The 22096-nt window shown below is 61.1% G+C and carries 21 protein-coding genes; 12 read left to right on the top strand and 9 right to left on the bottom strand.

From position 1 onward, the window contains the following. Position 1 precedes the first annotated feature (1 nt). The 3 genes from DNK50_RS02325 (at position 2) to rsd (ending at position 2672) form a co-directional block, all read left to right on the top strand. Positions 2 to 1243, top strand: coding sequence for a heme biosynthesis protein HemY (locus DNK50_RS02325; RefSeq protein ID WP_112192739.1), 1242 nt, complete (start codon positions 2 to 4; stop codon positions 1241 to 1243). Positions 1244 to 1478: 235 nt separating this feature from the next. Then, on the top strand, positions 1479 to 2000 hold the full coding sequence (locus tag DNK50_RS02320) for a disulfide bond formation protein B (protein ID WP_099585972.1): 522 nt from the start codon (positions 1479 to 1481) through the stop codon (positions 1998 to 2000). A gap of 213 nt (positions 2001 to 2213) precedes the next feature. Then, a complete protein-coding gene (rsd, locus tag DNK50_RS02315; RefSeq protein ID WP_112192738.1) occupies positions 2214 to 2672 on the top strand; it encodes a sigma D regulator in 459 nt (152 codons plus the stop codon). Positions 2673 to 2725: 53 nt separating this feature from the next. Here the strand turns inward: rsd and DNK50_RS02310 are convergent, their stop codons facing one another. Next, positions 2726 to 3403, bottom strand: coding sequence for an FKBP-type peptidyl-prolyl cis-trans isomerase (locus DNK50_RS02310; protein WP_112192737.1), 678 nt, complete (start codon positions 3401 to 3403; stop codon positions 2726 to 2728). A gap of 192 nt (positions 3404 to 3595) precedes the next feature. Here DNK50_RS02310 and DNK50_RS02305 point away from each other — a divergent pair, with 192 nt between their 5' ends. Beyond that, the gene (locus DNK50_RS02305; RefSeq protein WP_112192736.1) at positions 3596 to 4648 is read left to right on the top strand and encodes an AlgP family protein; all 1053 of its coding nucleotides are present in this window, start codon (positions 3596 to 3598) and stop codon (positions 4646 to 4648) included. Here DNK50_RS02305 and DNK50_RS02300 read toward each other — a convergent pair. Further along, positions 4645 to 5112 (bottom strand): TIGR02444 family protein, encoded by a 468-nt coding sequence (locus tag DNK50_RS02300; protein WP_112192735.1) that lies wholly within the window; start codon positions 5110 to 5112, stop codon positions 4645 to 4647. The two genes, DNK50_RS02305 and DNK50_RS02300, sit on opposite strands and share 4 nt — an antisense overlap. Before the next feature lie 50 nt (positions 5113 to 5162). Here DNK50_RS02300 and DNK50_RS02295 point away from each other — a divergent pair, with 50 nt between their 5' ends. The 3 genes from DNK50_RS02295 to DNK50_RS02285 all read left to right on the top strand — a co-directional run bounded on the left by DNK50_RS02295 (position 5163) and on the right by DNK50_RS02285 (position 8366). After that, positions 5163 to 7073: an ATP-binding cassette domain-containing protein gene (locus tag DNK50_RS02295; RefSeq protein WP_112192734.1), complete on the top strand. Its 1911-nt coding sequence runs from the start codon at positions 5163 to 5165 to the stop codon at positions 7071 to 7073. Beyond that, a complete protein-coding gene (locus DNK50_RS02290) occupies positions 7073 to 7645 on the top strand; it encodes a mechanosensitive ion channel family protein (RefSeq protein WP_099585966.1) in 573 nt (190 codons plus the stop codon). Before DNK50_RS02295 ends, DNK50_RS02290 begins: the two co-directional genes overlap by 1 nt. Positions 7646 to 7733: 88 nt before the next feature. After that, the gene (locus tag DNK50_RS02285; RefSeq protein WP_099585965.1) at positions 7734 to 8366 is read left to right on the top strand and encodes a LysE family transporter; all 633 of its coding nucleotides are present in this window, start codon (positions 7734 to 7736) and stop codon (positions 8364 to 8366) included. A gap of 80 nt (positions 8367 to 8446) precedes the next feature. On the opposite strand, the gene DNK50_RS02280 is transcribed toward DNK50_RS02285, so the two are convergent. Genes DNK50_RS02280 through DNK50_RS02265 form a run of 4 tightly spaced genes read right to left on the bottom strand, consistent with a single transcriptional unit; the run spans position 8447 to position 11587 of the window. Then, complete coding sequence (locus DNK50_RS02280; RefSeq protein ID WP_099585964.1) at positions 8447 to 9187, bottom strand: penicillin-binding protein activator LpoB; 741 nt, start codon at positions 9185 to 9187, stop codon at positions 8447 to 8449. Between the two features lie 3 nt (positions 9188 to 9190). Next, complete coding sequence (lpoB, locus tag DNK50_RS02275; protein ID WP_099585963.1) at positions 9191 to 9778, bottom strand: penicillin-binding protein activator LpoB; 588 nt, start codon at positions 9776 to 9778, stop codon at positions 9191 to 9193. A 29-nt stretch (positions 9779 to 9807) separates the two neighbouring features. Next, on the bottom strand, positions 9808 to 10179 hold the full coding sequence (locus tag DNK50_RS02270) for a YcfL family protein (RefSeq protein WP_112192733.1): 372 nt from the start codon (positions 10177 to 10179) through the stop codon (positions 9808 to 9810). Positions 10180 to 10189: 10 nt separating this feature from the next. Beyond that, positions 10190 to 11587 (bottom strand): COG3014 family protein, encoded by a 1398-nt coding sequence (locus DNK50_RS02265; protein WP_112192732.1) that lies wholly within the window; start codon positions 11585 to 11587, stop codon positions 10190 to 10192. A 266-nt stretch (positions 11588 to 11853) separates the two neighbouring features. Here DNK50_RS02265 and DNK50_RS02260 point away from each other — a divergent pair, with 266 nt between their 5' ends. Both DNK50_RS02260 and DNK50_RS02255 read left to right on the top strand, forming a co-directional pair. Continuing rightward, positions 11854 to 13749: an FTR1 family protein gene (locus DNK50_RS02260; RefSeq protein WP_112192731.1), complete on the top strand. Its 1896-nt coding sequence runs from the start codon at positions 11854 to 11856 to the stop codon at positions 13747 to 13749. 2 nt (positions 13750 to 13751) lie between these two features. Beyond that, positions 13752 to 14207 carry a YaiI/YqxD family protein gene (locus tag DNK50_RS02255; protein ID WP_112192730.1) on the top strand — a complete coding sequence of 152 codons (456 nt, stop codon included), beginning with the start codon at positions 13752 to 13754 and terminating at the stop codon, positions 14205 to 14207. Between the two features lie 72 nt (positions 14208 to 14279). Here DNK50_RS02255 and elbB read toward each other — a convergent pair whose 3' ends face one another. Further along, positions 14280 to 14945, bottom strand: a complete 666-nt coding sequence (gene elbB, locus DNK50_RS02250) for an isoprenoid biosynthesis glyoxalase ElbB (RefSeq protein ID WP_099585958.1) — start codon at positions 14943 to 14945, stop codon at positions 14280 to 14282. A gap of 116 nt (positions 14946 to 15061) precedes the next feature. Here elbB and DNK50_RS02245 point away from each other — a divergent pair, with 116 nt between their 5' ends. Beyond that, positions 15062 to 16297 (top strand): sterol desaturase family protein, encoded by a 1236-nt coding sequence (locus DNK50_RS02245; RefSeq protein WP_112192729.1) that lies wholly within the window; start codon positions 15062 to 15064, stop codon positions 16295 to 16297. Here DNK50_RS02245 and DNK50_RS02240 read toward each other — a convergent pair. Continuing rightward, positions 16278 to 16913, bottom strand: coding sequence for a DedA family protein (locus DNK50_RS02240; protein WP_099585956.1), 636 nt, complete (start codon positions 16911 to 16913; stop codon positions 16278 to 16280). The genes DNK50_RS02245 and DNK50_RS02240 overlap by 20 nt on opposite strands. A gap of 207 nt (positions 16914 to 17120) precedes the next feature. On the opposite strand from DNK50_RS02240, the gene hemB reads away from it, so the two are divergent. Continuing rightward, positions 17121 to 18134, top strand: a complete 1014-nt coding sequence (gene hemB, locus DNK50_RS02235; protein ID WP_112192728.1) for a porphobilinogen synthase — start codon at positions 17121 to 17123, stop codon at positions 18132 to 18134. Positions 18135 to 18152: 18 nt separating this feature from the next. After that, positions 18153 to 20375, top strand: a complete 2223-nt coding sequence (ppk1, locus tag DNK50_RS02230) for a polyphosphate kinase 1 (protein WP_112192727.1) — start codon at positions 18153 to 18155, stop codon at positions 20373 to 20375. Between the two features lie 92 nt (positions 20376 to 20467). On the opposite strand, the gene ppx is transcribed toward ppk1, so the two are convergent. Continuing rightward, positions 20468 to 21970, bottom strand: a complete 1503-nt coding sequence (gene ppx, locus DNK50_RS02225) for an exopolyphosphatase (protein ID WP_160385030.1) — start codon at positions 21968 to 21970, stop codon at positions 20468 to 20470. Positions 21971 to 22096 lie beyond the last annotated feature (126 nt).

Here is a 22096-nt window from a genome sequence, read left to right as displayed (position 1 = left end):
GATGAAGCGTTTCTATGTGATCCTGGTGCTGGCGATTGCGATCGCCCTGGCACTCGCTGTGGGCATTTCGAAACACACCGGCTACGTGCTGATTACCTACCCTCATGTGCTGCATTACGAGTCGAGCTTATGGGCGACCGTGGTGGCCGTGTTTGCCATCGGCCTCGCCATCTACCTGATCCGCGTGTTGCTGAGCCTGGTGACCACCTCCGGTGGCGTGGTCAACCCATGGTCTCGGCGTAACCGCAGTCGCCGTGTGCAGATCGCTATCGAGCAGGGTCAGATGGACCTTGCCGAAGGCCGCTGGGCCAGCGCTGAGCGGCATCTGCACCGTGCCGCCGAAGCTGAGCGCCAACCGCTGCTTTACTACCTCGGCGCTGCCCGGGCGGCGAATGAGCTGGGGCGTTATGAAGAGTCCGACGTGTTGCTGGAGCGTGCGCTGGAGCGTCAGCCCCAAGCAGAACTGGCGGTCGCTTTGAGCCATGCGCAATTGCAATTGGACCGTGGTGATACTGATGGTGCGCTGATCACTTTGCAGGCCATGCACGAGCGTCATCCCCATAACGCCCAGGTGCTGCGCCAATTGCAGCGCCTGCACCAGCAACGAGGCGACTGGTCGTCGGTAATCCGACTGTTGCCGGAACTGCGCAAGGACAAAGTGCTGCCTGCCAGCGAACTGGCCGAGCTGGAGCGCCGTGCCTGGGGTGAGAACCTGAGTCTGGCAGCCCAGCGCGAAGAACAGGGCGAAGCGGGTTTGCAGTCCCTTGAACGGGCCTGGCAACAACTCACTTCGGCCCAGCGCCAGGAGCCGCAGTTGGTTCTGGCCTACGCCGAGCAACTGCGCCAGCTGGGCGCCGATGCCAAGGCGGAGGAGGCGTTGCGCAGTGCTATCAAGCGTGATTACGACAGCCACCTGATTCGTCTCTACGGCCTGCTGCGTGGCAGTGATCCGGCCCGGCAATTGAAGTTTGCCGAGGGGTGGCTCAAGGATCACCCAGGTGATGCCAGCCTGCTGCTGACATTGGGGCGTCTGTGCCTGCAAAACAGCCTTTGGGGCAAGGCGCGGGACTATCTGGAAAGCAGCCTGCACGTGCAGCGCAATCCGGAGGCGTGTGCCGAGCTGGCGCGGTTGTTGGCCCAGCTGGGTGATACCGAGCGCAGCAATCAACTGTTTCAGGAAGGTCTGGGCTTGTTGGATAACCGCTTGCTGGCGTCTCCACTGCCAGTTGCCGCCCGCGTTTGATGTAGGAAAGGAGAGAGGGTTGGCTCGGATTCGTCTGAGAGCTAACCCTTCATGTCCTGCGGATGTAGGCTCTGGAGCGCTTTATTGCAAACTCCTACGCCTGGATGCTCGAAGTCTTCCATCCTTTTGCGGGATGTCCCTAGGCCCTCACAGAATTGTCCGCTCTATCGCGTATTGAAAGCGGTCAGGCCTTTCCTCTACCGTAACCACCTATCTCTCGCGGTGCGGATAAAGCATGTCTTTGGCCCCTTCACGCTCCTTGTTTTTTATTGCGTTCATCGCAGGCGCACTGACGTTGGGCGCGTCCTTCTATCTTGAGTTCGGTGCATCGTTGCGTCCGTGCTTCCTGTGCCAGATACAACGGGTATTTCTGGCCGCATTCCTGCTCGTCAATCTGGTCGCGGTTGTCCATAACCCCAGGCGTTCCACTTATTACCTGTATGGGCTGGCAAGCATGGTGTGTGCGTTGTTGGGCGCCATCACCGCAGTGCGCCAGGTGCTGCTGCAAAATGCCGCACCGGATCAGGCGACCCATTGCTGGCCCAGCCTGAGCCATATGGTCCAAGATCTGTCCATGTGGCAGGCATTGAAATTGGTGGTTGAAGGCACTGCCGATTGTGTGGAAATCAGCTGGACGCTGTTTGACTTGAGCGTTCCCGAGTGGAGCCTGCTGTTCTTCCTGGGCATGTTGACCCTTGGGGCCATACAGTTTTCTCGGCTGTTTTTGAGCCGTCCATTGCATCAGGTAGAGCGCTGAATGGAGGTCGTGGTTTGTAGGGCGGGATTAAACACTTGTATGAACTTTCTCTCCTGCGTACCTTGAAGCCATAGTCGTGCGGGCATAATCTGGCCCGCACGCGTTATCAAAACCGTTTGTTTGTCAGATGCGGCTTTGTCCCGCTGCAGCTTGATCCTTGAAGTTTTGCGTGGGCATCAGGCGGCAGCGCCCCTATAGGGAAGAGAGATCATCATGCTGGAAAGTTGTCAGAATGCTCAGGAACGCTGGGGTGGGGTGCACAAGCTGATCGACAGCTGGCTGAAGGCACGTCACGAACTGGTTCGCTCCTTTGATGCGCTTGGCGCCAAGCCTGAGGCTCTGGCAGAAAATCACAAATCATTGCGAGAGTTCTGTGGGACTTTGGTGGACTACGTTTCAGCAGGCCATTTTGAGATCTACGAGCAACTGACCGGCGAAGCGAAAGCCTTCAACAACAAGCGTGGCTTGGAGTTGGCCGAGACCATTTACCCGCGTATTGATGTGATCACCGAGAAGCTGCTGGCCTTCAACGATCTGTGCGATGAAGGCAAGTGTGTTGCTGAAAAGTTCAAGGAGCTTGGTGGTCTGCTTCACGAGCGTTTCGAACTGGAAGACTGCCTGATCGAAGTGCTGCACAACGCCCACAAGGAAGAGTCAGCCACTCAGGCTTGATCCTCAACGGCAGTTGGAAAAACGGTGCGCATGGCGCACCGTTTTTTATTGGGTCAGTGGCGAGTGCCGAACAATTCGATCTCGAATACCAATGGCGTGTAAGGCGGGATCAACTCACCTGCACCGTCGGCGCCATAGGCTTGGGCGGATGGAATCACCAGGCGCCATTTCGCTCCCACGGGCATCTGTTGCAACGCGCTGCTCCAGCCGTCGATAACGCTGTCCAGGCGAAACCACTGGGGCTGTGTGCTCTGATCGAAGACCGTGCCATCGGGCAAGCGGCCCACGTATTTCACTTGAACCTGATCATTCGCGCCGGGCTTGCTACCGCTGCCAGGTGCCAGTTCGGTGAGCAGGATTCCAGCGGCCAATTCGCGCACCCCTTTCGCGGTTTTTTCCTTGGCCAGAAACTGCTGTTCAGCGGCAAGGGCTTTTTCGCTTTTGGGGGCGTGAGCGTCGGCTTCGGCCTGCGCTTCATGCAGGGCAAGAATCTGTTCGATGCGTGCATTATCCAGCGCCAGCGGCTTGCCTTGATAGGCTTGCTTGAGGCCGTCGATCAAGGCCTGGATCTGCAGGTCCGGTACTTCCTGACGCAGGCGTTCACCGAGGCTGGCGCCAAGGCTGTAGGCAAGGTCGTGCTGGTCTTGGTCTGCCGTTTTGGCAGGTGATTGCTCGCTCGCATTGGCCACGGAAATTGCCAAGCCCAGCACAAGAAAAAGGTAACGCGACATGGGCATTCTCCCGCCTGAAGTGCGACGGATTATGCCAGTGTGAATGGGTAAAAAGTGCCGCGTATTTTCGTTATATCAATAAGAATTTTCGTACCGTGCAACGCATGGCAAACGATACTGTCAACATGCCCTAGCGGCGGTAAGAGCAGAGGGCTAGTATGAGCCGCACCCACGTCAGCCAGGAGGTAAACCATGTCGGCCAAACAGAAGCCTGTTAATACCCCGTTGCACTTACTCCAACAACTGTCGAGCAGCCTGCTCGAACATCTGGAAAGCGCGTGCTCCCAAGCGTTGGCCGATGCAGAAAAACTGCTCGCCAAATTGGAAAAACAACGCGGTAAGGCGCAAGAAAAACTGCACAAATCCCGCACCAAACTGCAGGGCGCCGCTACTGCCGGCAAGGCCAAGGCACAAGCCAAAGCCAAAGACGCTGTCAAAGAACTTGAGGACCTGCTGGACGCCCTCAAGGATCGCCAGGCTGAAACCCGCGCCTACATTTCCCAGCTCAAGAAAGATGCTCAGGAAAGCCTGAAACTGGCCCAGGGCGTCGGTCGTGTGAAAGAAGCTGTAGCGAAGGCACTGGGCGCGCGCGCACCTGCTAAAGCGATCGCCAAGCCAACTGCTAAAACCGCTGCTGCAAAGCCAGCCGCCAAGCCAGTTGCCAAGACTGCCGCTGCAAAACCAGCCGCCAAACCAGCTGCTAAAACCGCTGCTGCAAAACCAGCCGCCAAGCCAGTTGCCAAGACTGCTGCTGCAAAACCAGCCGCCAAACCAGCTGCTAAAACCGTTGCTGCAAAACCAGCCGCCAAGCCAGTTGCCAAGACTGCCGCTGCAAAACCGGCCGCCAAACCGGCTGCTAAAACTGCTGTTGCAAAACCGGCCGCCAAGCCAGCTGCCAAGACTGCTGCTGCAAAACCAGCCGCCAAGCCAGTTGCCAAGACTGCTGCTGCAAAACCGGCCGCCAAGCCAGCTGCTAAAACCGCTGCTGCAAAACCAGCCGCCAAGCCAGCTGCTAAAACCGCTGCTGCAAAACCAGCCGCCAAGCCAGCTGCTAAAACTGCTGCTGCAAAACCAGCCGTCAAGCCAGCTGCCAAAACCGTCGCTGCCAAACCAGCCGCCAAGCCAGCACCCGCCAAGCCAGCAACACCTGCGGCTACTTCGGCTGCCTCCACCGCTCCAAGCGCCCCGGCCAGCAGCACCCCTGCACCGGCAGCACCAAGCACCACTCCAACCAGCGCTTCCTAAGTGCCGGTGGCCACGACGCGCAAGTGTTGCAGCGCGTCGTGGTCAAGGTTGGTGGCAGCCTCAGCCACCAGTCCTTCCAACCATTTCTGATGCTCCATCACTTCTGTGTTCGACCATGTCTTTGCCAGCGCTTCCAGGCGTGACAGCAGCTCGCGTTCCGCTTCCAACTCCAGGGCCTTGACCCGCTCCCGTAACGCCGACAGCTGTTCATCCCGCTGCGCCAACACCCGCCATTGCACGCGCACCTTTCGCAACGGGTCGATGACGTGTGCCTGCCAGGGTCCGGCGATCTGTTTCAATGCCTGCACGCGCTCGCAGGTCAGCGCCGCCCCGCGATGTTCCAGCCACGCCCCACACAGCAGCAGGCACACATCCGCTCCTTGTTCCTGCAAACGCAGACACGCGGCCTCCACACCCGGACGGGCGTAAGTCGAGAGGGCAAAGCTCCACAGGTCAGCACACATATTCACACCCAAGCCATTGGCCAACGAAGCTGGTAGACTCCGCCGCCATTATGATCCGACTTCAAAGCCTAACATTACAGCGTGGCCCGCAACGTCTTCTCGAAGACGCCGAGCTGACCCTGCACGCCGGTCACAAAGCCGGCCTGATCGGTGCCAACGGCGCCGGCAAATCCACGTTGTTTGCCCTGTTGCTGGGTGAGCTGACCCCGGATTCCGGGGATTGCCTGCTGCCGGCCGACTGGCGCATCGCCCATATGCGCCAGGAGATCGACACCCTGGACCGCATCGCGATCGACTACGTGCTCGATGGCGACCTGCGTCTGCGCCAGGTGCAACACGACCTGGCCGAGGCCGAGAAAGCCCAGGACGGCGCCGCCCAGGCCCGCCTGCACTCGGAACTCGACAGCGCCGACGGCTACACCGCCGATGCCCGCGCCCGCAAGATGCTTGCCGGCCTTGGCTTTACCAACGAGCAAATGGACCGCCCGGTCGCCGACTTCTCCGGCGGCTGGCGCATGCGCCTCAATCTGGCCCAGGCGCTGATGTGCCCCTCGGACCTTTTGCTGCTCGACGAGCCGACCAACCACTTGGACCTTGATGCGATCCTGTGGCTGGAAGATTTCCTCAAGAGCTACCAGGGCACCTTGCTGCTGATTTCCCACGACCGGGACTTCCTCGACGCCGTGGTCGACAACATCGCCCACGTCGAACAGAAGAAAATCACCCTCTACCGGGGCGGCTACACTGCGTTCGAGCGTGCCCGTGCCGAGCGCCTGGCCCAGCAACAGCAGGCGTTCGAGAAGCAGCAAGCGCAACGTGCGCACATGGAAAGCTACATCGCCCGGTTCAAGGCCCAGGCCACCAAGGCCCGTCAGGCCCAGAGCCGGATCAAAGCCCTGGAACGCATGGAAGAACTGTCGGCGGCCCACGTCGATTCGCCGTTCGACTTTGTATTCCGCGAATCGGTGAAGATCTCCAGCCCCCTGTTGGACCTCTCGGATGCCCGCCTGGGTTATGGCGACAAAACCATCCTGGAGAAGGTCAAGCTGCAGCTCACGCCAGGTGCGCGCATCGGTTTGCTCGGCCCTAACGGTGCGGGCAAGTCGACGCTGATCAAGAACCTTTCAGGTGAGCTGCAACCCCTGGCCGGCCGCCTGACCCGTGGTGAGAACCTGGTGGTGGGCTACTTCGCCCAGCATCAGTTGGACTCCCTGGACTCCAAAGCCAGCCCGCTGCTGCACCTGCAACGCCTGGCACCGACCGAGCGCGAGCAGACCCTGCGGGACTTCCTCGGTGGTTTCGACTTCCGTGGCGCGCGCATCGATGAGCCGGTGCTGAACTTCTCCGGTGGTGAAAAGGCGCGCCTGGCGCTGGCGCTGATCGCCTGGGACCGTCCGAACCTGCTGCTGCTCGATGAGCCCACCAACCACCTTGACCTGGAAATGCGCCTGGCGCTGACCATGGCCCTGCAGGAATTCAGTGGTGCGGTACTGGTGGTGTCTCACGATCGCCACTTGCTCAAGAGCACCACCGACAACTTCCTGCTGGTGGCCGATGGCAAAGTCGACGAGTTCGACGGCGACCTGGATGACTACGCACGCTGGCTGACGGATTACCGTCTGCGCAACGCACCGGTCAGCAACACGCCGATCAACCCGGACAAAACCGACAAGAAGGCTCAACGTCAGGCTGCTGCGGCCTTGCGCCAACAGTTGGCACCGCACAAGCGCGAAGCCGACAAGCTGGAAGCCGAGCTGGGCAAGCTGCACGAGCGCCTGGCCAAGATCGAAGCCAGCCTGGGCGACAGTGCGGTGTACGAGGCTGCGCGCAAGGATGAGTTGCGCGACCTGCTGGCCGAACAGGCCAAGCTCAAGGTGCGTGAAGGGCAATTGGAGGAAACCTGGATGGAAGCCCTCGAACTGCTCGAAACCCTGCAAGCGGAGCTGGAGGCGCTGTCCTGATGGAAGCGTTGCAATTGCCGATCCCGACGCAATGGGTCGAGCCTGTGTGGATCGGTGTGCAAATCCTGCTGATCCTGCTGGGCGCTTACCTCGCCCAGCGTTTCGTTGCCAAAGGCCTGACTCGCCTGGGTGAGCGCTACCCGTTCCCGCCGCAACTGTTGATGCCACTGCGCGGCGGCCTGCGCTGGCTGATCATGGGCAGTGCGCTGATCTTCGTGCTGGGTCGCCTGGGCGTGTCGGCCACGGTGCTGTGGACCGCGTTGTCGGGGTTTGTTGCGGTTGCCGCCGTGGCGTTCTTCGCGATGTGGTCGGTGTTGTCGAACCTGCTGTGCGCGATCTTGATCTTCACGGTCGGGCCGTTCCGCATTGGTGACATCGTCGAGCTGGTGGATACCGTCGACAAGCCGGGTGTGAAAGGCCGTGTGGTAGCAATCAACCTGCTCTACACCACGTTGGTCGAGGTCGCAGAGGCCGGGACTGACAGCGCGATGGTGCAAGTGCCCAACAGCCTGTTTTTCCAACGTTCCGTGCGGCGCTGGCCAGGCACCCATGTGTTTCCGGGCGACCGCTAGTACTCACATCTTGTAAAAATCTATAGCCAGCCTTCGGCCTGCGGAGTTAGCTTAAGACACAATCGCTAATTCCTTCCCGAGGTGTGCAATGGCACTCGATACGTGGCTGGCCTTTTTCCTGGCCAGTTGGATCATCTCCCTTTCCCCTGGCGCCGGTGCCATCGCCTCGATGTCCAGCGGCCTGCAATATGGTTTTGTGCGCGGTTACTGGAACGCCATTGGCCTGCAACTGGGCCTGGCGATGCAGATTGCCGTGGTGGCGGGTGGTCTGGGTGCGATTCTGGCGGCGTCGTCCACCGCGTTTTATGCGATCAAATGGTTCGGCGTGGCCTACCTGGTGTACTTGGCCGTCAAGCAATGGCGCGCCTTGCCCATGGACATGAGCGATGACGCCGCGCCACGCGCGATCGGCAAACCGATGGCGATGATGTTCCGCGGTTTTCTGGTCAACGCCAGCAACCCGAAAGCCCTGGTGTTCATGCTGGCGGTACTGCCGCAGTTCGTGAACCCGCAGGCACCGTTGCTGATCCAGTACCTGATCCTGGGTGCGACGATGATCAGCGTCGATATGATTGTGATGGCGGGGTACACGGGGCTGGCATCCAAGGTGCTGCGCCTGTTGCGCACGCCGAAGCAGCAGAAGCGTGTGAACCGCACGTTTGCGGGGTTGTTTGTGGGGGCAGCGGGCTTCCTCGCCAGCCTGCATCGCGCAACGGCTTGAGCTGACGAAACGCAATCAAAGTGTGGGAGGAGGCAAGCCCCCGCCCACATTGATTTTGTGGTTGGTTGTGAAGCTTGGGCTCAGCGCAGTATTTTCGGCGCTTCATCCCTTGGCAGGTTATTACGCAACACCGGCTGGCCAGGCGCTTGATAGCCGCCACCCAACTGCTCCGCCAACTGCCGCGCCACATCCTCACCCAACGTCTTCGACACTTCCTTCACCACCCGTGGCCGGTTCAGGCTTATGCGTTGGTCACGGCTGCTCACCAGTTTGGTGTCCTGGCCTTCGCCCATGGCGGTAAACGCCGAGGTGATTTCAAAGGTGCGGGTGTTGATCAGGCTGAAATCCGCCACCAGCGTCAGGCCCAGCACCGCCGAGTAGCTGTTGGTGTGGTCAAGCGCGTTGATGTCCTGGGTGAAGTCGATGTCTGACAGCGTGCCGAACAGCACGTAGTCCGCGCCCTTGAAGTGGCCGGCCTTGATGCGCTTGATCACGTCGTAGACGTCGCCCTTGGCATCGGCGGTGTAAGGCGTGCCCTGCACCAGTTGAAACTGGCGGGACTTGAGGATCTCGCCTTTGATGTCGCCACTGAATTTGCGCAGCTCGGTCTGCTCGATGTAGCTGTTGCGGCTTTCGTACTCGCTGTAGCTCGCCGCGCCGCTGGCCTGGTAGCTGCTGGCTTGGAAATTGTTACTGGCCGAGACCTGGTGGATGTATTCCTCAACCCGCGCCTCGTAGGCCAGGTCGGTCACCGCGATCTTCGGCGCGGCCGACGCGCCAAAGGCGCACAGCAGGCCGATCAAACCGATCCATGCACGCATTGCTTAGCGCTCCGTGGTCTTGCGGATTTCTTTTTCGTCCATCCATTCGGCCAGACCACTCTCGACGTCGATCAGTTGCAGGCTGAACTTGTAGAACACGTCTTTGTAGTCCGCGCTGCGCTTGACGATGGAACTGATGGAGCCTTCCAGCCGGTACTTGGCCGCGATCATGTTGCCGGTCTTGCTCACGGTGGACTTCTTGTACAGGCCGCTCTGGTTCTGCAGTTTCAGCTGGTCGACCTGGCTTTGCATGTCGGTGTTGTCGCTGGCGAAGCGCGCGGTACCGGTCTTCATCAGTTGGGTCTTGATCGACGTGGTGATCTCGCGGGTGTCGATGTACTCGCTGGTCTTGTTCTTCACGTCATACACCTGCACCACCGGGCGGCCTTGCAGGATGCCGGACTGGGCCAGGGAGCGGGTCATGCTTTCGGCGATCATCTGCAGGTCGGTGGAACCGAACTCGTTGGTGACCGTTTCCACGGCCTTGGTATCGCCGTAGTTGATGTTCTTGCTACCCAACACGGGCGAAGTATTGGAGCAACCGCTGGCCAGGACGGCCACCACGGCGAGCATCGAAACGCGTGCAAACATGGAGAAATCTCTCAAGAAGGATGGACGGCTCAAGGGGTTTTGACTTCGAGGCGAAAGTCCGCTGCCTGGGGCAGATTGGCGATGGCCGGCAGGAAGGTGGCCTGATTGACGTAAAGGTTCAGCACCTTCCAAGTGTCTTCATCGCCCACTGGGAAACCGTCGGCACCCAGCCAGGCGAAGCGGTAATACAGGGTCTGGTTACTGCTGGTGATATTGCTCAACTGCACCTTGGCGGTGAGAAAGCCGTTCTCGCGGGCGACGCGAATGGCGCCGACGGCGATGCCCTTGAACTTGCCCATCACCACGATTTTGCTCGCGGCACTGCCGGGTTCCGGCGGCGGCGGGGTGGCGCAGCCGGCGAGCAGGATCAGCGCCAGGGCGCCGAGGATGAAACGACGCATAGCGTACTCCTTAAGGTTGTTTGAGGGTGGCGATGGCCTGGGGCGGCGTGCTCGGCACCACATGCGCCGCAAGACCGCCGGCAAACACCTGGTTACCGACCACGCGCAGGGTGATGACCTGGTAGCGCTGGTCGGCCTTGACCATCACTCGCGTGCCGCCCAGGGCGTTGGGCAGGCTGACCTGATGCTCGCCGTGCTTGAGGCGCAGGCGGGCGACTTGGGTCATGTCCGGCAGGGTGCGCCAGGTGCGGGTGTCGGCGCCTTCGGTCACGGCCGAGGCGATGCCCAGCACCAGGCCCGCCATGGGATTGGTCCTGTTCAGGTTGTTTTGTGCCACGCCACGGGTGACCGCACGCACGGTGGTGCGCAGGATGATGCCGGGCATGTCATCGCGCAGGGCTCGGCGCGACATGGCTGTGGTGCTATTGAGGGCCGTGAGGTTCTGTTGCTGGCCGTCGACGCCAATCTGGGTGAAGGTCGCGGTGGAGCGGTCGGCCTTGATCACCGGGAAAGACAGCGGGGTGATCACCAGGTTGCCGTTGATCGGGATTGGCAGCGGCAGGCGGATCGAATCGCGGGCCGGCGCCAGGCCGCTCTGGACCACGATCAGCACGTCGGTTTCATCGGCGCCGACCTTGGACTTGTCGAGATCCAGCAGGGCCTTTTCCAGCAGCGGGGTGTCAGGGCGCAGCTCCGCAGCCTTGCGATAACCAGGCGCGGCCAGGTCTTTTTCACCCAGGGCTTCGTAGACGAAACCGGCCAGGTAATGGCTGAAGGCGCTCTGGTAGCTGTTTTTCAGGCCGACCACTTCCGGCGCGTTGAGGGCTTCCACCGGGTAACCGCTCAGGTCTTTCATCTGGGTGGTCACACCTTGGCGCTCGGCATCATCCTCGCGCTTGAGGTATTCCCTGTCGCGCAGGTCGGCGATCACGGCTTCGCGTTCGTGGGTTTTCTTGATTTCGGTGCGTGCACCGTCGAAGTCATTCAGGGCCAGCAGGTTCAGGGCCATCTGGGTGGTCAGCATGACTTTTTCGTAATCGTAGCCTTCGTAGCGACGCACTTTGTCGTTGGCCAGCAAGCTGCCGAACTGGGAAAGGTACCGTGCGCTGTCGAACTTGACCGATTCTTCCCACGTGTAGACTTGCAGGTCGGCCCTGCGCCAGGCGGTCTGGCTACCGGTCAGGTCGCCCTTGGCTCGCAGCAACTCGCCTTTCTCGAAGTAATACAGAAGGTCCTTGTCTTCGCCAGTGTTGTTCTTTTCCAGCAGGGTCAAGGCGCTGTCGACATTGCCACTGGCCAGTTGCTGGTTGGTGGCTTGCAGCTCGGAGTCGTAGCTGCGGAACATCGAACAGCCGGAGAGCAAGGTGACCGCCACGAGCGCGAGCGGAGGTAAGGCGCGAAGTGCCATGCAGCTTCTTCCCTGAAAGTAGTCAGCCGGTGTGGTAATTCCTCATAAAAACGAGGAATGAAATTCCCTTTCGCACTAACAGGGCGCGGCATTATAGGCGCCGTTACTGGCAAAACAATGGCTTTTTGCCGTGATGCTGCCCACAAAAATGCCACCACTTCGCGTTAAAGTCGTCGTGCTTGACCACGCCAGATCACTTACGGCTTGAGTCAAACCCCTGAAGCCCTAACAATGTGTTACTTCGTATTTCCCTTTGAGATTCATTCATGACTGCCCCCTTCCGTTTTCTCGCCTGGCTGTTGTTGCCGGCGTTGATGTCGTGCAGCTTCAACCTGTTGGCCGCGACTGCCGAAGGCGCGCCACAAGCCCTGCATTTACTGGACTACATTGGCGCTGACTACCCGCCGACGGTGGAGGCGGGCAAGGTGGTGGATGATTCGGAATACCGCGAGCAGGTGGAGTTTCTCGGGGTGTTGCAGGGGCTGGTGGCGGACTTGCCGCAAAAGCCTGAGCGCGCCGAGTTGGTCAAGGATGTTGATGAGTTACTGTCAGCCGTCAAAGCGCACGAGGACGGCGCGATTGTCGCTCGTCAGGCCCGTCAGTTGGGCGCGAAGCTGGCTGTGGCGTATGAAGTCAGCCAGGCCCCGGTCATCACGCCGGACCCGACACGCGGCGCACCGCTCTATGCCCAGCATTGCTCGGTATGCCACGGCACGGCCGGCGCCGGTGATGGCCCGGCGAGCGTGGGCATGACGCCGCCGCCTGCCAACCTGCGGGATGCCACGCGGCTGGATCGCCTGAGCCTCTACGCGATTTACAACACCCTGGGCCTGGGCGTCGAAGGCACCGATATGCCGTCCTTCGCCGACCAGTTGGACGACCGTCAGCGCTGGGACCTGGCCACTTACATCGCCGGCTTCACCGCTGACCCCACGGCGGCAAAAAGTGAGCAGCCCTTCAACCTCGCCGATCTGGCACGCCAAACCCCCAACGAAGTGTTGGCCGCCAACGGCCCGGCCGCTGCCGCCACCTTCCGCGCCCAGCGGGCGCAGCCGCCGCAGGTCAAGCGTGGCCCGGCGCAGTTGCTCGACTACACCGCGACGACGTTGGACAAGAGCCTCGCCGCGTTCCGTAATGGCGACCACGAACAAGCCTACGACCTGTCCGTAGCGGCTTATCTGGAAGGCTTCGAGCTGGTGGAAAGCTCCCTGGACAACGTCGACGCCAACGTGCGCAAGGACACCGAGAAGGCCCTGATGGCCTATCGGCAGTCGCTGCAGGACGGCTTGCCGCTTGAGCAGGTGCAGCAGCGCCTGGACGTCGCCAAAGGCAAACTCACCGAATCCGCCGGGTTGTTGGGCAGCGACGGCTTGAGTTGGTCGTTGAGCTACATCTCGGGTCTGCTGATTCTGCTGCGCGAAGGCCTGGAAGCGATTCTGGTGCTGGCGGCGATCCTCGCCTTCCTGCGTAACACCGGCCAGCAATCGGCGGTGCGCAGCGTTAACGTCGGCTGGGGCCTGGCGCTGCTGGCGGGCTTGGCCACCTGGGCCTTGGCGGCATACGTGATTGACGTGAGCGGCGCCCAGCGCGAATTGCTTGAAGGCTGCACGGCCCTGTTCGCCAGTGTGATGGTGCTGTGGCTGGGCGTGTGGATGCACGACCGCCGCCATGCAGCTGCGTGGCAGGACTACATCAAGAGCAGCCTGGTGGGCGGTGGTGGGCGTTTCGGTTTCGCCGTGCTGGCGTTTTTCTCGGTATACCGCGAGTTGTTCGAAGTGATCCTGTTCTACGAAACCCTGTGGCTGCAAGCCGGGCCGGCCGGGCACAACGCTGTGCTGGCTGGCGGCGCCACAGCGCTGGTGCTGCTGGTGGGCCTGGCCTGGGTGATCCTGCGCGGTTCGGCAAGGTTGCCGCTGGCGCTGTTCTTCGGCATCAACGCAGCGCTGCTGTGCGCACTGTCGGTGGTGTTCGCCGGGCATGGCGTCAAGGCGTTGCAGGAAGCCGGCATCTTCGGCACGCGGCCGGTGGCGTTCTTTGACTTCGACTGGCTGGGCATCCACGCCGACGCTTATTCGTTGAGCGCGCAGGCGGTGGCGATCCTGGCGATTGTGGTGCTGTATGGCCGCAGCCGTTTGGCCGAAAAACGCCGCGTGGCGGCTTGATCATGCGGGTATGGATCGACGCCGACGCCTGCCCTCGGGCGGCCAAGGACCAGGTGGTCAAGTTTGCCCTCAAGCGCCAGTTCGAGGTGGTGCTGGTGGCCGGGCAGAGTCAGATCAAGCCGAGCTTTGCCTGTGTGAAGCTGATTGTGGTGCCCAGCGGCCCGGACGCGGCGGATGATTACCTGGTGGAACACGCCGTGCCCGGCGAACTGGTGATCTGCAGCGATGTGCCGTTGGCCGATCGCCTGGTCAAGAAGGGCGTCACGGCGCTTGACCCACGGGGCAAGGAGTTCAGCCCCGCGAATATGAGTGAGCGCCTGGCGGTGCGTAACCTGTTCACCGATCTGCGTGAGCAAGGCCAGATGGGCGGCGGGCCACCGCCCCATAGTGAGAAGGATAAGCAGGCGTTCGCCAATGCCCTGGACCGCATCCTCACTAAGTTGATGCGCCCGGCCTGACTCCTGTGGTGAGCGAGCTTGTCTCGCGCGGGTGCAAGCCCGCTCACCACAATTGAGTGCTGTGTGAGCGGGTCAGTCGTTTTCGTGGGTCAGCTCCAGCACCCGATCCACCAGTTTGTTGATGCCCGAGGCCACTTCACTGATGCTCTTGCCGAGCATGTAAGCCGGAGTGCTCACCAGCTTGCGCGCCTTGTCTTCGACGATGTCTTCAACCGCGCACTCCTGGTGGATGGCGCCCATCTTGTCCAGTGCGGCGGCAGTGTCGGCACAGTTGCCAATGGTGCAGGTCACACCGGGGCCGTAGATCTTGGCAGCCAGGGCCGGTGAAATACAGATCAGCCCCACCGGCTTGCCGGCCTCGGCAAAGGCTTCGGCCAGTGCCAACACCTGTGGATTGACGCTGCACTCGGCGCCTTTCACCGCAAAGTCCGACAGGTTCTTGGCCGCGCCAAACCCGCCGGGCACGATCAGCGCATCGAAGTCTTCGGCATTGGCCTCTTTGATGTCTTTCACCTCGCCTCGGGCAATGCGCGCCGATTCCACCAGCACATTGCGCGACTCGGGTATTTCTTCGCCGGTGAGGTGGTTGATCACGTGCAACTGTGGCATGTCGGGGGCAAAGCATTGGACCTGAGCGCCGCGCTGGTCCAGGCGCAGCAAGGTGATCACGCTTTCGTGGATCTCTGCGCCGTCATACACGCCGCAGCCGGAAAGGATCACTGCAATCTTTTTGCTCATGGGCATTTCTCCTGGAGTCTTGGCGTTAAATGTCTACTAATTTGTAACCTGTTGCCAATGGGATCTCACGCCTCTGCACCTAATCTTGATGTAACAAAAATAGATCGGACTAGCCCATGGACTTCGTGCCTTACGCGGTACCGTTTTTCATTGCCTTGATCGTAGTGGAGCTGCTCGCCGACCGTTGGCGTGGTCAGCGCAACTACCGGGTGGCGGACGCCATCAACAGCCTCAGCACCGGCGTGCTGTCCACCACTACCGGGCTGTTGACCAAGGGCGTAGGACTGTTGACCTACGCATTCGCCCTCAAGCACCTGGCCGTGATCGAGCTGCCGACCCAGAGCGTCTGGTCCTGGGTCTTCGCCTTTGTGCTCTACGACTTCTGCTACTACTGGCTGCATCGCATGGGCCACGAGCGCAACATCCTGTGGGCCGCGCACTCGGTGCACCACCAGAGCGAGGACTACAACCTCAGCACCGCCCTGCGCCAGACCAGCACGGGTTTCCTGTTGAGCTGGGTCTTCTACCTGCCTCTGGCCGTGCTCGGCGTGCCGCTGGTGGTGTTCATCAGCGTGGCGTCCCTCAACCTGCTCTATCAATTCTGGGTGCACACCCGCCATGTGCCCAAGCTCGGCTGGTTCGAGTGGTGCTTCGTCACGCCGTCCAATCATCGGGCCCACCATGCACAGAACGCTCTCTACATGGATCGCAACTATGGCGGGGTGTTCATTTTTTGGGACCGGCTGTTCGGCACCTTCCAGGAAGAAGACGACAACGAACCGGTGGTTTTCGGCGTGACCACGCCCCTGGCCAGTTGGAACCCGCTGTGGGCCAACCTGCAGTTCTATGCGCAGCTGTGGAGCGATGCACGGCGTACCGAGAGCAAGTGGGACAAGCTGCGCATCTGGTTCATGCGCACCGGCTGGCGCCCGGCGGACGTGCAGGCCAAATACCCCCTGGCCAAGCCCGACTTGAGCCAGTTCCGAAAATTCGAAGTGCCGCTGGACGTGCGCCAACAGGTGTACATCGCCCTGCAGTTTGCGGCATATGTGGGGTTTGGCAGCTATTTGATGAATGTCGGCGAGGGTTTGCCCACGGCAGCGTTGGTCTTGGGCTGGAGTGGGATGGCGCTGGGGTTGTTTACTTTGGGCGTGGCCCTGGAGAATCGCCCGTGGGCCTTGAAGGCCGAGCTGGCGCGCCTGGCGCTGAATGTGCCGCTGGTGTGGCTGGCGCCGCAGGTCGGGCTGTGGCCGGCCAGCCACCTTGGCTGGCTGGGGCTGTTGAGTTACAGCCTGCTCAGCGTGATCGGCCTCTACTGCTGTAGAAGCCGGCTTACTCGACTGGTGTCTTAGGCGCTTCGACCGAGGCCGGCTCGGCTGCGAGCCTGGCCTTGGCGTCGGCACAGGCCTGGCGGGCAATGCGGGCGTTCTTGAAGCGGCGGCGCAGCCACAGGGCGAAGCCCAGCAGCAACAGTGCGCCGAGGACCCACAATTCGTACTTTTTGACGCTGCCGAGCATGCCTTCCAGCACCGCGCCGAAGTGGTAAGCCGCCGCACCCAAGGCCGCGGCCCAGATCGCAGCACCAATCCCGTTGAGGATCAGGTAGCGCAGTGGCGGGTAGCCTGACAGGCCAATCGCCACCGGCATCACTGTGCGCAATCCATAGACGAAGCGAAAGCTCAGCACCCAGATATCCGGGTGTTTGCGGATATGTTCCAGCGCCTTGTCGCCCATCAATTGCCAGCGCGGTTTGCGTGCCAGCAGCTTGCGGCCGTGCTTGCGCCCCATGTAATACCAGAGCTGGTCGCCGGCGTAGCTGCCAAAGAAGGCAACGACCACCACCAGGTTGATATCCATGTAGCCACGGAACGCCAGGAAGCCTGCGAGCACCAGAATGGTCTCGCCTTCAAAGAAGGTCCCGAGGAAGAGGGCAAAGTAGCCGAAGTCATGCAGAAATTGTTGAAGCATGGTCTGGGTGCTGGCGAAATGAACGCGCAGCCTACGCCTTCGTGAACATTCATGAAAGTATCGAGATGTGTCACGAAGTGAACAATTCCTACATAAACGACGAATGCGACTACAGGTCGCATCGATAAGCACAACTGTCATACCTTCGTCATAATGGCCGCTTATAACTGCAACGCTCGCCCGTAAACCCGGGCTCAGGAGTCTGTCGTGAGCTTTACCCCTGCCAATCGCCTGTTCCCCGCCACTCGTCTGCGTCGCAATCGCCGTGATGATTTTTCACGCCGTCTGGTTCGTGAAAACGTCCTGACGACGAATGATCTGATCCTGCCGGTGTTTGTGCTCGACGGCGCAAATCGTCGGGAAGCGGTGGCGTCGATGCCGGGGGTGGAGCGCCTGACTATTGACCTGTTGCTTGAAGAGGCGGCGGGTTGGGTCGAATTGGGGATTCCGGCGTTGGCGCTGTTCCCGGTCACGCCGGCCGAACTCAAGTCCCTCGACGCTGCCGAAGCCTGGAACCCGGACGGGATTGCCCAGCGCGCTACCCGCGCGCTGCGCGAGCGTTTCCCGGAGCTGGGCGTGATCACCGACGTGGCGTTGGACCCGTTCACCACCCACGGCCAGGATGGCATCCTGGACGAAGAGGGTTATGTCCAGAACGACATCACCGTCGATGCGTTGGTCAAGCAGGCCTTGTCCCACGCTGCGGCAGGCGCCCAGGTGGTTGCACCGTCGGACATGATGGACGGACGTATCCAGGCGATTCGCGAAGCCTTGGAGCTGGCCGGCCACGTCAATGTGCGGATCATGGCGTACTCGGCCAAGTACGCAAGCGCCTACTACGGCCCGTTCCGCGATGCGGTGGGCTCGGCGCTGAATCTGGGCAAGGCCAATAAGGCCTCGTACCAGATGGACCCGGCCAACAGCCATGAAGCCTTGCACGAAGTGGCGGCCGATCTGGCCGAAGGCGCCGACATGGTGATGGTCAAGCCGGGGATGCCGTACCTGGACATCCTTTGGCGGGTCAAAGATGAATTCAAGGTGCCGACCTTTGTCTATCAGGTCAGCGGCGAATACGCGATGCACATGGCTGCAATACAGAACGGATGGTTGAGTGAAGGGGTGATTCTGGAATCCCTGACGGCCTTTAAACGCGCGGGGGCTGATGGCATTCTGACCTACTTTGCCGCCCGCGCCGCCCAATTGCTTAGAGAGCAACAATAGCCCTCACAGGAACATTCGATGAATACCGAAGGACTCTCCGAAGTTGCAGTAAAAGACGCTCACCCGGTGGTTGAACAAGTCACCGAGACACCTCCCGAGCTGGAGCCGGCCCCGCCTGCCGTGGTGGCCGAAGTGCCAGCGCCGGCGCCGGCGCCCCTGGTGACCAATCTGGATGACAGCAGCCTGTATATCCACCGCGAGTTGTCGCAACTGCAATTCAACATCCGCGTGCTGGAACAGGCGCTGGATGAGTCCTACCCGTTGCTGGAGCGCCTGAAATTCCTGCTGATTTTCTCCAGCAACCTGGACGAGTTCTTCGAGATCCGCGTCGCCGGCCTCAAAAAGCAGATCACTTTCGCCCGTGAACAAGCCGGTGCCGACGGACTGCAACCGCACCAGGCACTGGCGCGCATCAGCGAGCTGGTGCACGGCCATGTGGACCGCCAATACGCGATCCTCAACGATATTTTGCTGCCGGAGCTGGAAAAACATCAGGTCCGCTTCATCCGCCGCCGTCACTGGACCACCAAGATCAAGACGTGGGTGCGCCGCTATTTCCGCGACGAGATCGCGCCGATCATCACTCCTATCGGCCTCGACCCGACGCACCCGTTCCCGTTGCTGGTGAACAAAAGCCTCAACTTTATCGTCGAGCTGGAAGGTATCGACGCCTTCGGTCGCGATTCCGGCCTGGCGATCATCCCGGCCCCGCGCCTGTTGCCACGGATCATCAAGGTACCGGAAGAGGTGGGGGGCGCTGGCGACAACTATGTATTCCTCTCGTCGATGATCCACGCCCACGCCGATGACCTGTTCCAAGGCATGAAGGTCAAGGGCTGCTACCAGTTCCGCCTGACCCGTAACGCCGACCTGGCGCTGGACTCCGAAGACGTCGAAGACTTGGCCCGTGCCCTGCGCGGTGAGCTGTTCTCGCGGCGCTACGGCGATGCAGTGCGCCTGGAAGTGGCCGACACCTGCCCCAAACACCTGTCGGACTACCTGCTCAAGCAATTCAACCTCAGCGAGACCGAGCTGTACCAGGTCAACGGCCCGGTGAACCTGACGCGCCTGTTCAGCATCACTGGCCTGGACAGCCATCCGGAGCTGCAATACACGCCGTTCACTCCGCAGATTCCGAAACTGCTGCAAAACAGCGAGAACATCTTCAGCGTCGTGAGCAAGCAGGACATCCTGCTGCTGCACCCGTTCGAGTCCTTCACCCCGGTGGTCGACCTGCTGCGCCAGGCCGCCAAGGACCCACACGTCCTGGCCGTACGCCAGACCCTGTATCGCTCGGGTGCCAACTCGGAAATCGTCGATGCGCTGGTGGACGCCGCGCGTAACGGCAAGGAAGTCACGGCCGTGATCGAATTGCGTGCGCGGTTTGACGAAGAATCCAACCTGCAACTGGCCAGCCGTCTGCAAGCGGCCGGCGCGGTGGTGATCTACGGCGTAGTCGGCTTCAAGACCCACGCCAAGATGATGCTGATCCTGCGCCGCGAAGCCGGCGAAATTGTGCGTTACGCCCACTTGGGCACCGGCAACTACCACGCCGGCAACGCCAAGCTCTACACCGACTACAGCCTGCTGACCTCCGACGACGCCTTGTGTGAAGACGTTGGCAAGTTGTTCAGCCAGTTGATCGGCATGGGCAAGACCTTGCGCATGAAGAAGCTGCTGCACGCGCCGTTCACCCTCAAGAAGGGCATGCTCGACATGATTGCCCGCGAGACCCAGTTCGCCCTCGATGGCAAACCGGCGCACATCATTGCCAAGTTCAACTCGCTGACCGATCCGAAGATCATCCGCGCGCTGTACAAGGCCAGCCAGTCCGGCGTGCGCATCGACCTGGTGGTGCGTGGCATGTGCTGCCTGCGTCCGGGCATTGTCGGGGTGTCGCACAACATCCATGTGCGCTCGATCATCGGCCGCTTCCTGGAGCACACGCGGGTCTTCTACTTCCTCAACGGCGGCGAAGAGCAGATGTTCCTCTCCAGTGCCGACTGGATGGAGCGCAACCTCGACAAGCGTGTTGAGACCTGCTTCCCGGTGGAAGGCAAGAAGCTGATCATGCGAGTGAAGAAGGAGCTGGAAAGCTACCTGACCGACAATACCCACAGCTGGAGCCTGCAGTCGGACGGTCGTTACGTGCGCAACACGCCAACCGGCAACCAGAACCCGCGCAGCGCGCAGGCGACGTTGCTGGAGAAGTTGGGCAGCCCGATTCTTGCGGTGAACTGACACGCAATAAGGTCTGAAAATGTGGGAGGGGCGGTGCGACGATTCGACTTGCCCCCCTCCCACATTTTTTTTGCGGTGTTCTTTGGATCGAGTCAGCGCAGGTTCAGGCTGAAACCCACCCGCGTCAGCCACTCCGCTTCCTGGGCAAAGTCCGCCTGGGTCAGCTGGTTTTCATCCAGCCAGCCTTTGGGGAACATCACTTCCAGGCTGTCGCCATCGGCACGCAGTTTGACCTGGGGCATTTCCTGGGTGCCACGGATGTGGTGGAACAGGATCGCGAAGCGCAGCAGCACGCACAGGCGGATCAGCTTGATGCCTTCATCACCGAACTCGGCGAATTTATCCTTGGGGATGTTTCGGCGATGGCCGCGTACCAGCAGCGCAAGCATCTGCTGGTCTTCCCGGGAAAAACCGGCCAGGTCGGAGTGCTCGATCAGGTAGGCGCCGTGCTTGTGGTAATGGTAGTGGGCGATGTCCAGGCCCACTTCATGCACCTTGGCGGCCCAGCCCAGCAGCTCACGCCATACACCGTCTTCCAGGTCCCAATCCTCGGCCACCTGGTCGAAGGCATGCAGGGCTTTGCGCTCTACACGTGCCGCTTGTTCCAGGTCAACGTGATAGCGCTCCATCAGCGAACTGAGGGTGCGTTCACGCACGTCTTCGTGGTGATGGCGGCCCAGCAGATCGTAGAGCACGCCTTCACGCAGGGCACCGTCGCAGTGGTCCATGCGTTGCAGTTCAAGGGCGTCGAAGATGGCTTCGAGAATCGCCAGGCCGGCCGGGAAAATGGTGCGGCGGTCGGGCTTGATGCCGTCGAAGTCGATTTTCTCCGCATCCCCGAGTTTGAACAGCTTGCGCTTGAGCCAGGCCAGGCCTTCGGCGTTGACCTCGCCCGTGCCATGGCCACCGGCCTTGAGGGCTAGGCCGATGGCCCGGATGGTGCCGGATGAGCCGATGGCTTCATCCCAGGTCAGGCGGTGCAGGGCGTGCTCGATGCTCATGATCTCCAGCCGCGCTGCGGTGTAGGCCTGGGCGTAGCGCGCCGGGGTGATCTTGCCGTCCTTGAAATAGCGCTGGGTATAGCTGACGCAACCCATCTGCAGGCTTTCGCGCAGCAGTGGTTCGAAACGCTGGCCGATGATGAACTCGGTGCTGCCGCCGCCGATGTCCGCCACCAGGCGCTTGCCGGGGGTGTCGGCCAGGGTGTGGGACACGCCGAGGTAGATCAGGCGCGCTTCTTCACGACCGGAGATGACTTCTACCGGGTGTCCGAGGATTTCCTCGGCGCGGCGGATGAATTCGCCACGGTTGCGCGCTTCGCGCAGGGCGTTGGTGCCGACGATCCGCACCGCGCCCAGGGGCATGCCGTTGATCAGTTGGGCAAAACGCTTGAGGCAATCGAGCCCGCGTTGCATGGATTCTTCATTGAGCTGGCGCGCGTCGTCGATCCCGGCAGCCAGTTGCACTTTCTCTCCGAGCCGCTCAAGGATGCGGATTTCGCCGTTCTGGGCCTTGGCCACGACCATGTGAAAGCTGTTCGAGCCCAGGTCGATGGCGGCGATCAGGGACAGATTCTTGGCTTGGGATTGCGGCATGGTTTGGGGGTCTCGGTCGATAACCTGACCATCGTGCCACGATCGACCGCTGACGCCAACGCGTTGTGCTTCGGGAATGTCGCCGGCGACGTCTGTAGGCGTTGTTTGTAGGAAGTGTAGGCTGTC

Origin of the sequence: Pseudomonas sp. LG1E9, assembly GCF_003290225.1 — a bacterium.
GTDB classification, from domain to species: domain Bacteria; phylum Pseudomonadota; class Gammaproteobacteria; order Pseudomonadales; family Pseudomonadaceae; genus Aquipseudomonas; species Aquipseudomonas cyclaminis.
Note: the sequence above shows the minus strand (reverse complement) of the source record. Positions and strands in the feature narration are given on the sequence as shown.

Bases quoted from the DNA above. Each gene is read 5' to 3' on its own strand.
- ppx (WP_160385030.1), bottom strand. From the start codon at position 21,970: ATGCCGCAATCCCAAGCCAAGAATCTGTCCCTGATCGCCGCCATCGAC.
- elbB (WP_099585958.1), bottom strand. From the start codon at position 14,945: ATGAGCAAAAAGATTGCAGTGATCCTTTCCGGCTGCGGCGTGTATGAC.
- DNK50_RS02280 (WP_099585964.1), bottom strand. From the start codon at position 9,187: ATGCGTGCATGGATCGGTTTGATCGGCCTGCTGTGCGCCTTTGGCGCG.
- DNK50_RS02290 (WP_099585966.1), top strand. From the start codon at position 7,073: ATGGAAGCGTTGCAATTGCCGATCCCGACGCAATGGGTCGAGCCTGTG.
- rsd (WP_112192738.1), top strand. From the start codon at position 2,214: ATGCTGGAAAGTTGTCAGAATGCTCAGGAACGCTGGGGTGGGGTGCAC.
- DNK50_RS02300 (WP_112192735.1), bottom strand. From the start codon at position 5,112: ATGTGTGCTGACCTGTGGAGCTTTGCCCTCTCGACTTACGCCCGTCCG.
- DNK50_RS02295 (WP_112192734.1), top strand. From the start codon at position 5,163: ATGATCCGACTTCAAAGCCTAACATTACAGCGTGGCCCGCAACGTCTT.
- DNK50_RS02265 (WP_112192732.1), bottom strand. From the start codon at position 11,587: ATGGCACTTCGCGCCTTACCTCCGCTCGCGCTCGTGGCGGTCACCTTG.
- lpoB (WP_099585963.1), bottom strand. From the start codon at position 9,778: ATGTTTGCACGCGTTTCGATGCTCGCCGTGGTGGCCGTCCTGGCCAGC.
- DNK50_RS02310 (WP_112192737.1), bottom strand. From the start codon at position 3,403: ATGTCGCGTTACCTTTTTCTTGTGCTGGGCTTGGCAATTTCCGTGGCC.
- DNK50_RS02255 (WP_112192730.1), top strand. From the start codon at position 13,752: ATGCGGGTATGGATCGACGCCGACGCCTGCCCTCGGGCGGCCAAGGAC.
- DNK50_RS02325 (WP_112192739.1), top strand. From the start codon at position 2: ATGAAGCGTTTCTATGTGATCCTGGTGCTGGCGATTGCGATCGCCCTG.
- DNK50_RS02320 (WP_099585972.1), top strand. From the start codon at position 1,479: ATGTCTTTGGCCCCTTCACGCTCCTTGTTTTTTATTGCGTTCATCGCA.
- DNK50_RS02260 (WP_112192731.1), top strand. From the start codon at position 11,854: ATGACTGCCCCCTTCCGTTTTCTCGCCTGGCTGTTGTTGCCGGCGTTG.
- DNK50_RS02305 (WP_112192736.1), top strand. From the start codon at position 3,596: ATGTCGGCCAAACAGAAGCCTGTTAATACCCCGTTGCACTTACTCCAA.
- ppk1 (WP_112192727.1), top strand. From the start codon at position 18,153: ATGAATACCGAAGGACTCTCCGAAGTTGCAGTAAAAGACGCTCACCCG.
- DNK50_RS02270 (WP_112192733.1), bottom strand. From the start codon at position 10,179: ATGCGTCGTTTCATCCTCGGCGCCCTGGCGCTGATCCTGCTCGCCGGC.
- DNK50_RS02240 (WP_099585956.1), bottom strand. From the start codon at position 16,913: ATGCTTCAACAATTTCTGCATGACTTCGGCTACTTTGCCCTCTTCCTC.
- DNK50_RS02285 (WP_099585965.1), top strand. From the start codon at position 7,734: ATGGCACTCGATACGTGGCTGGCCTTTTTCCTGGCCAGTTGGATCATC.
- DNK50_RS02245 (WP_112192729.1), top strand. From the start codon at position 15,062: ATGGACTTCGTGCCTTACGCGGTACCGTTTTTCATTGCCTTGATCGTA.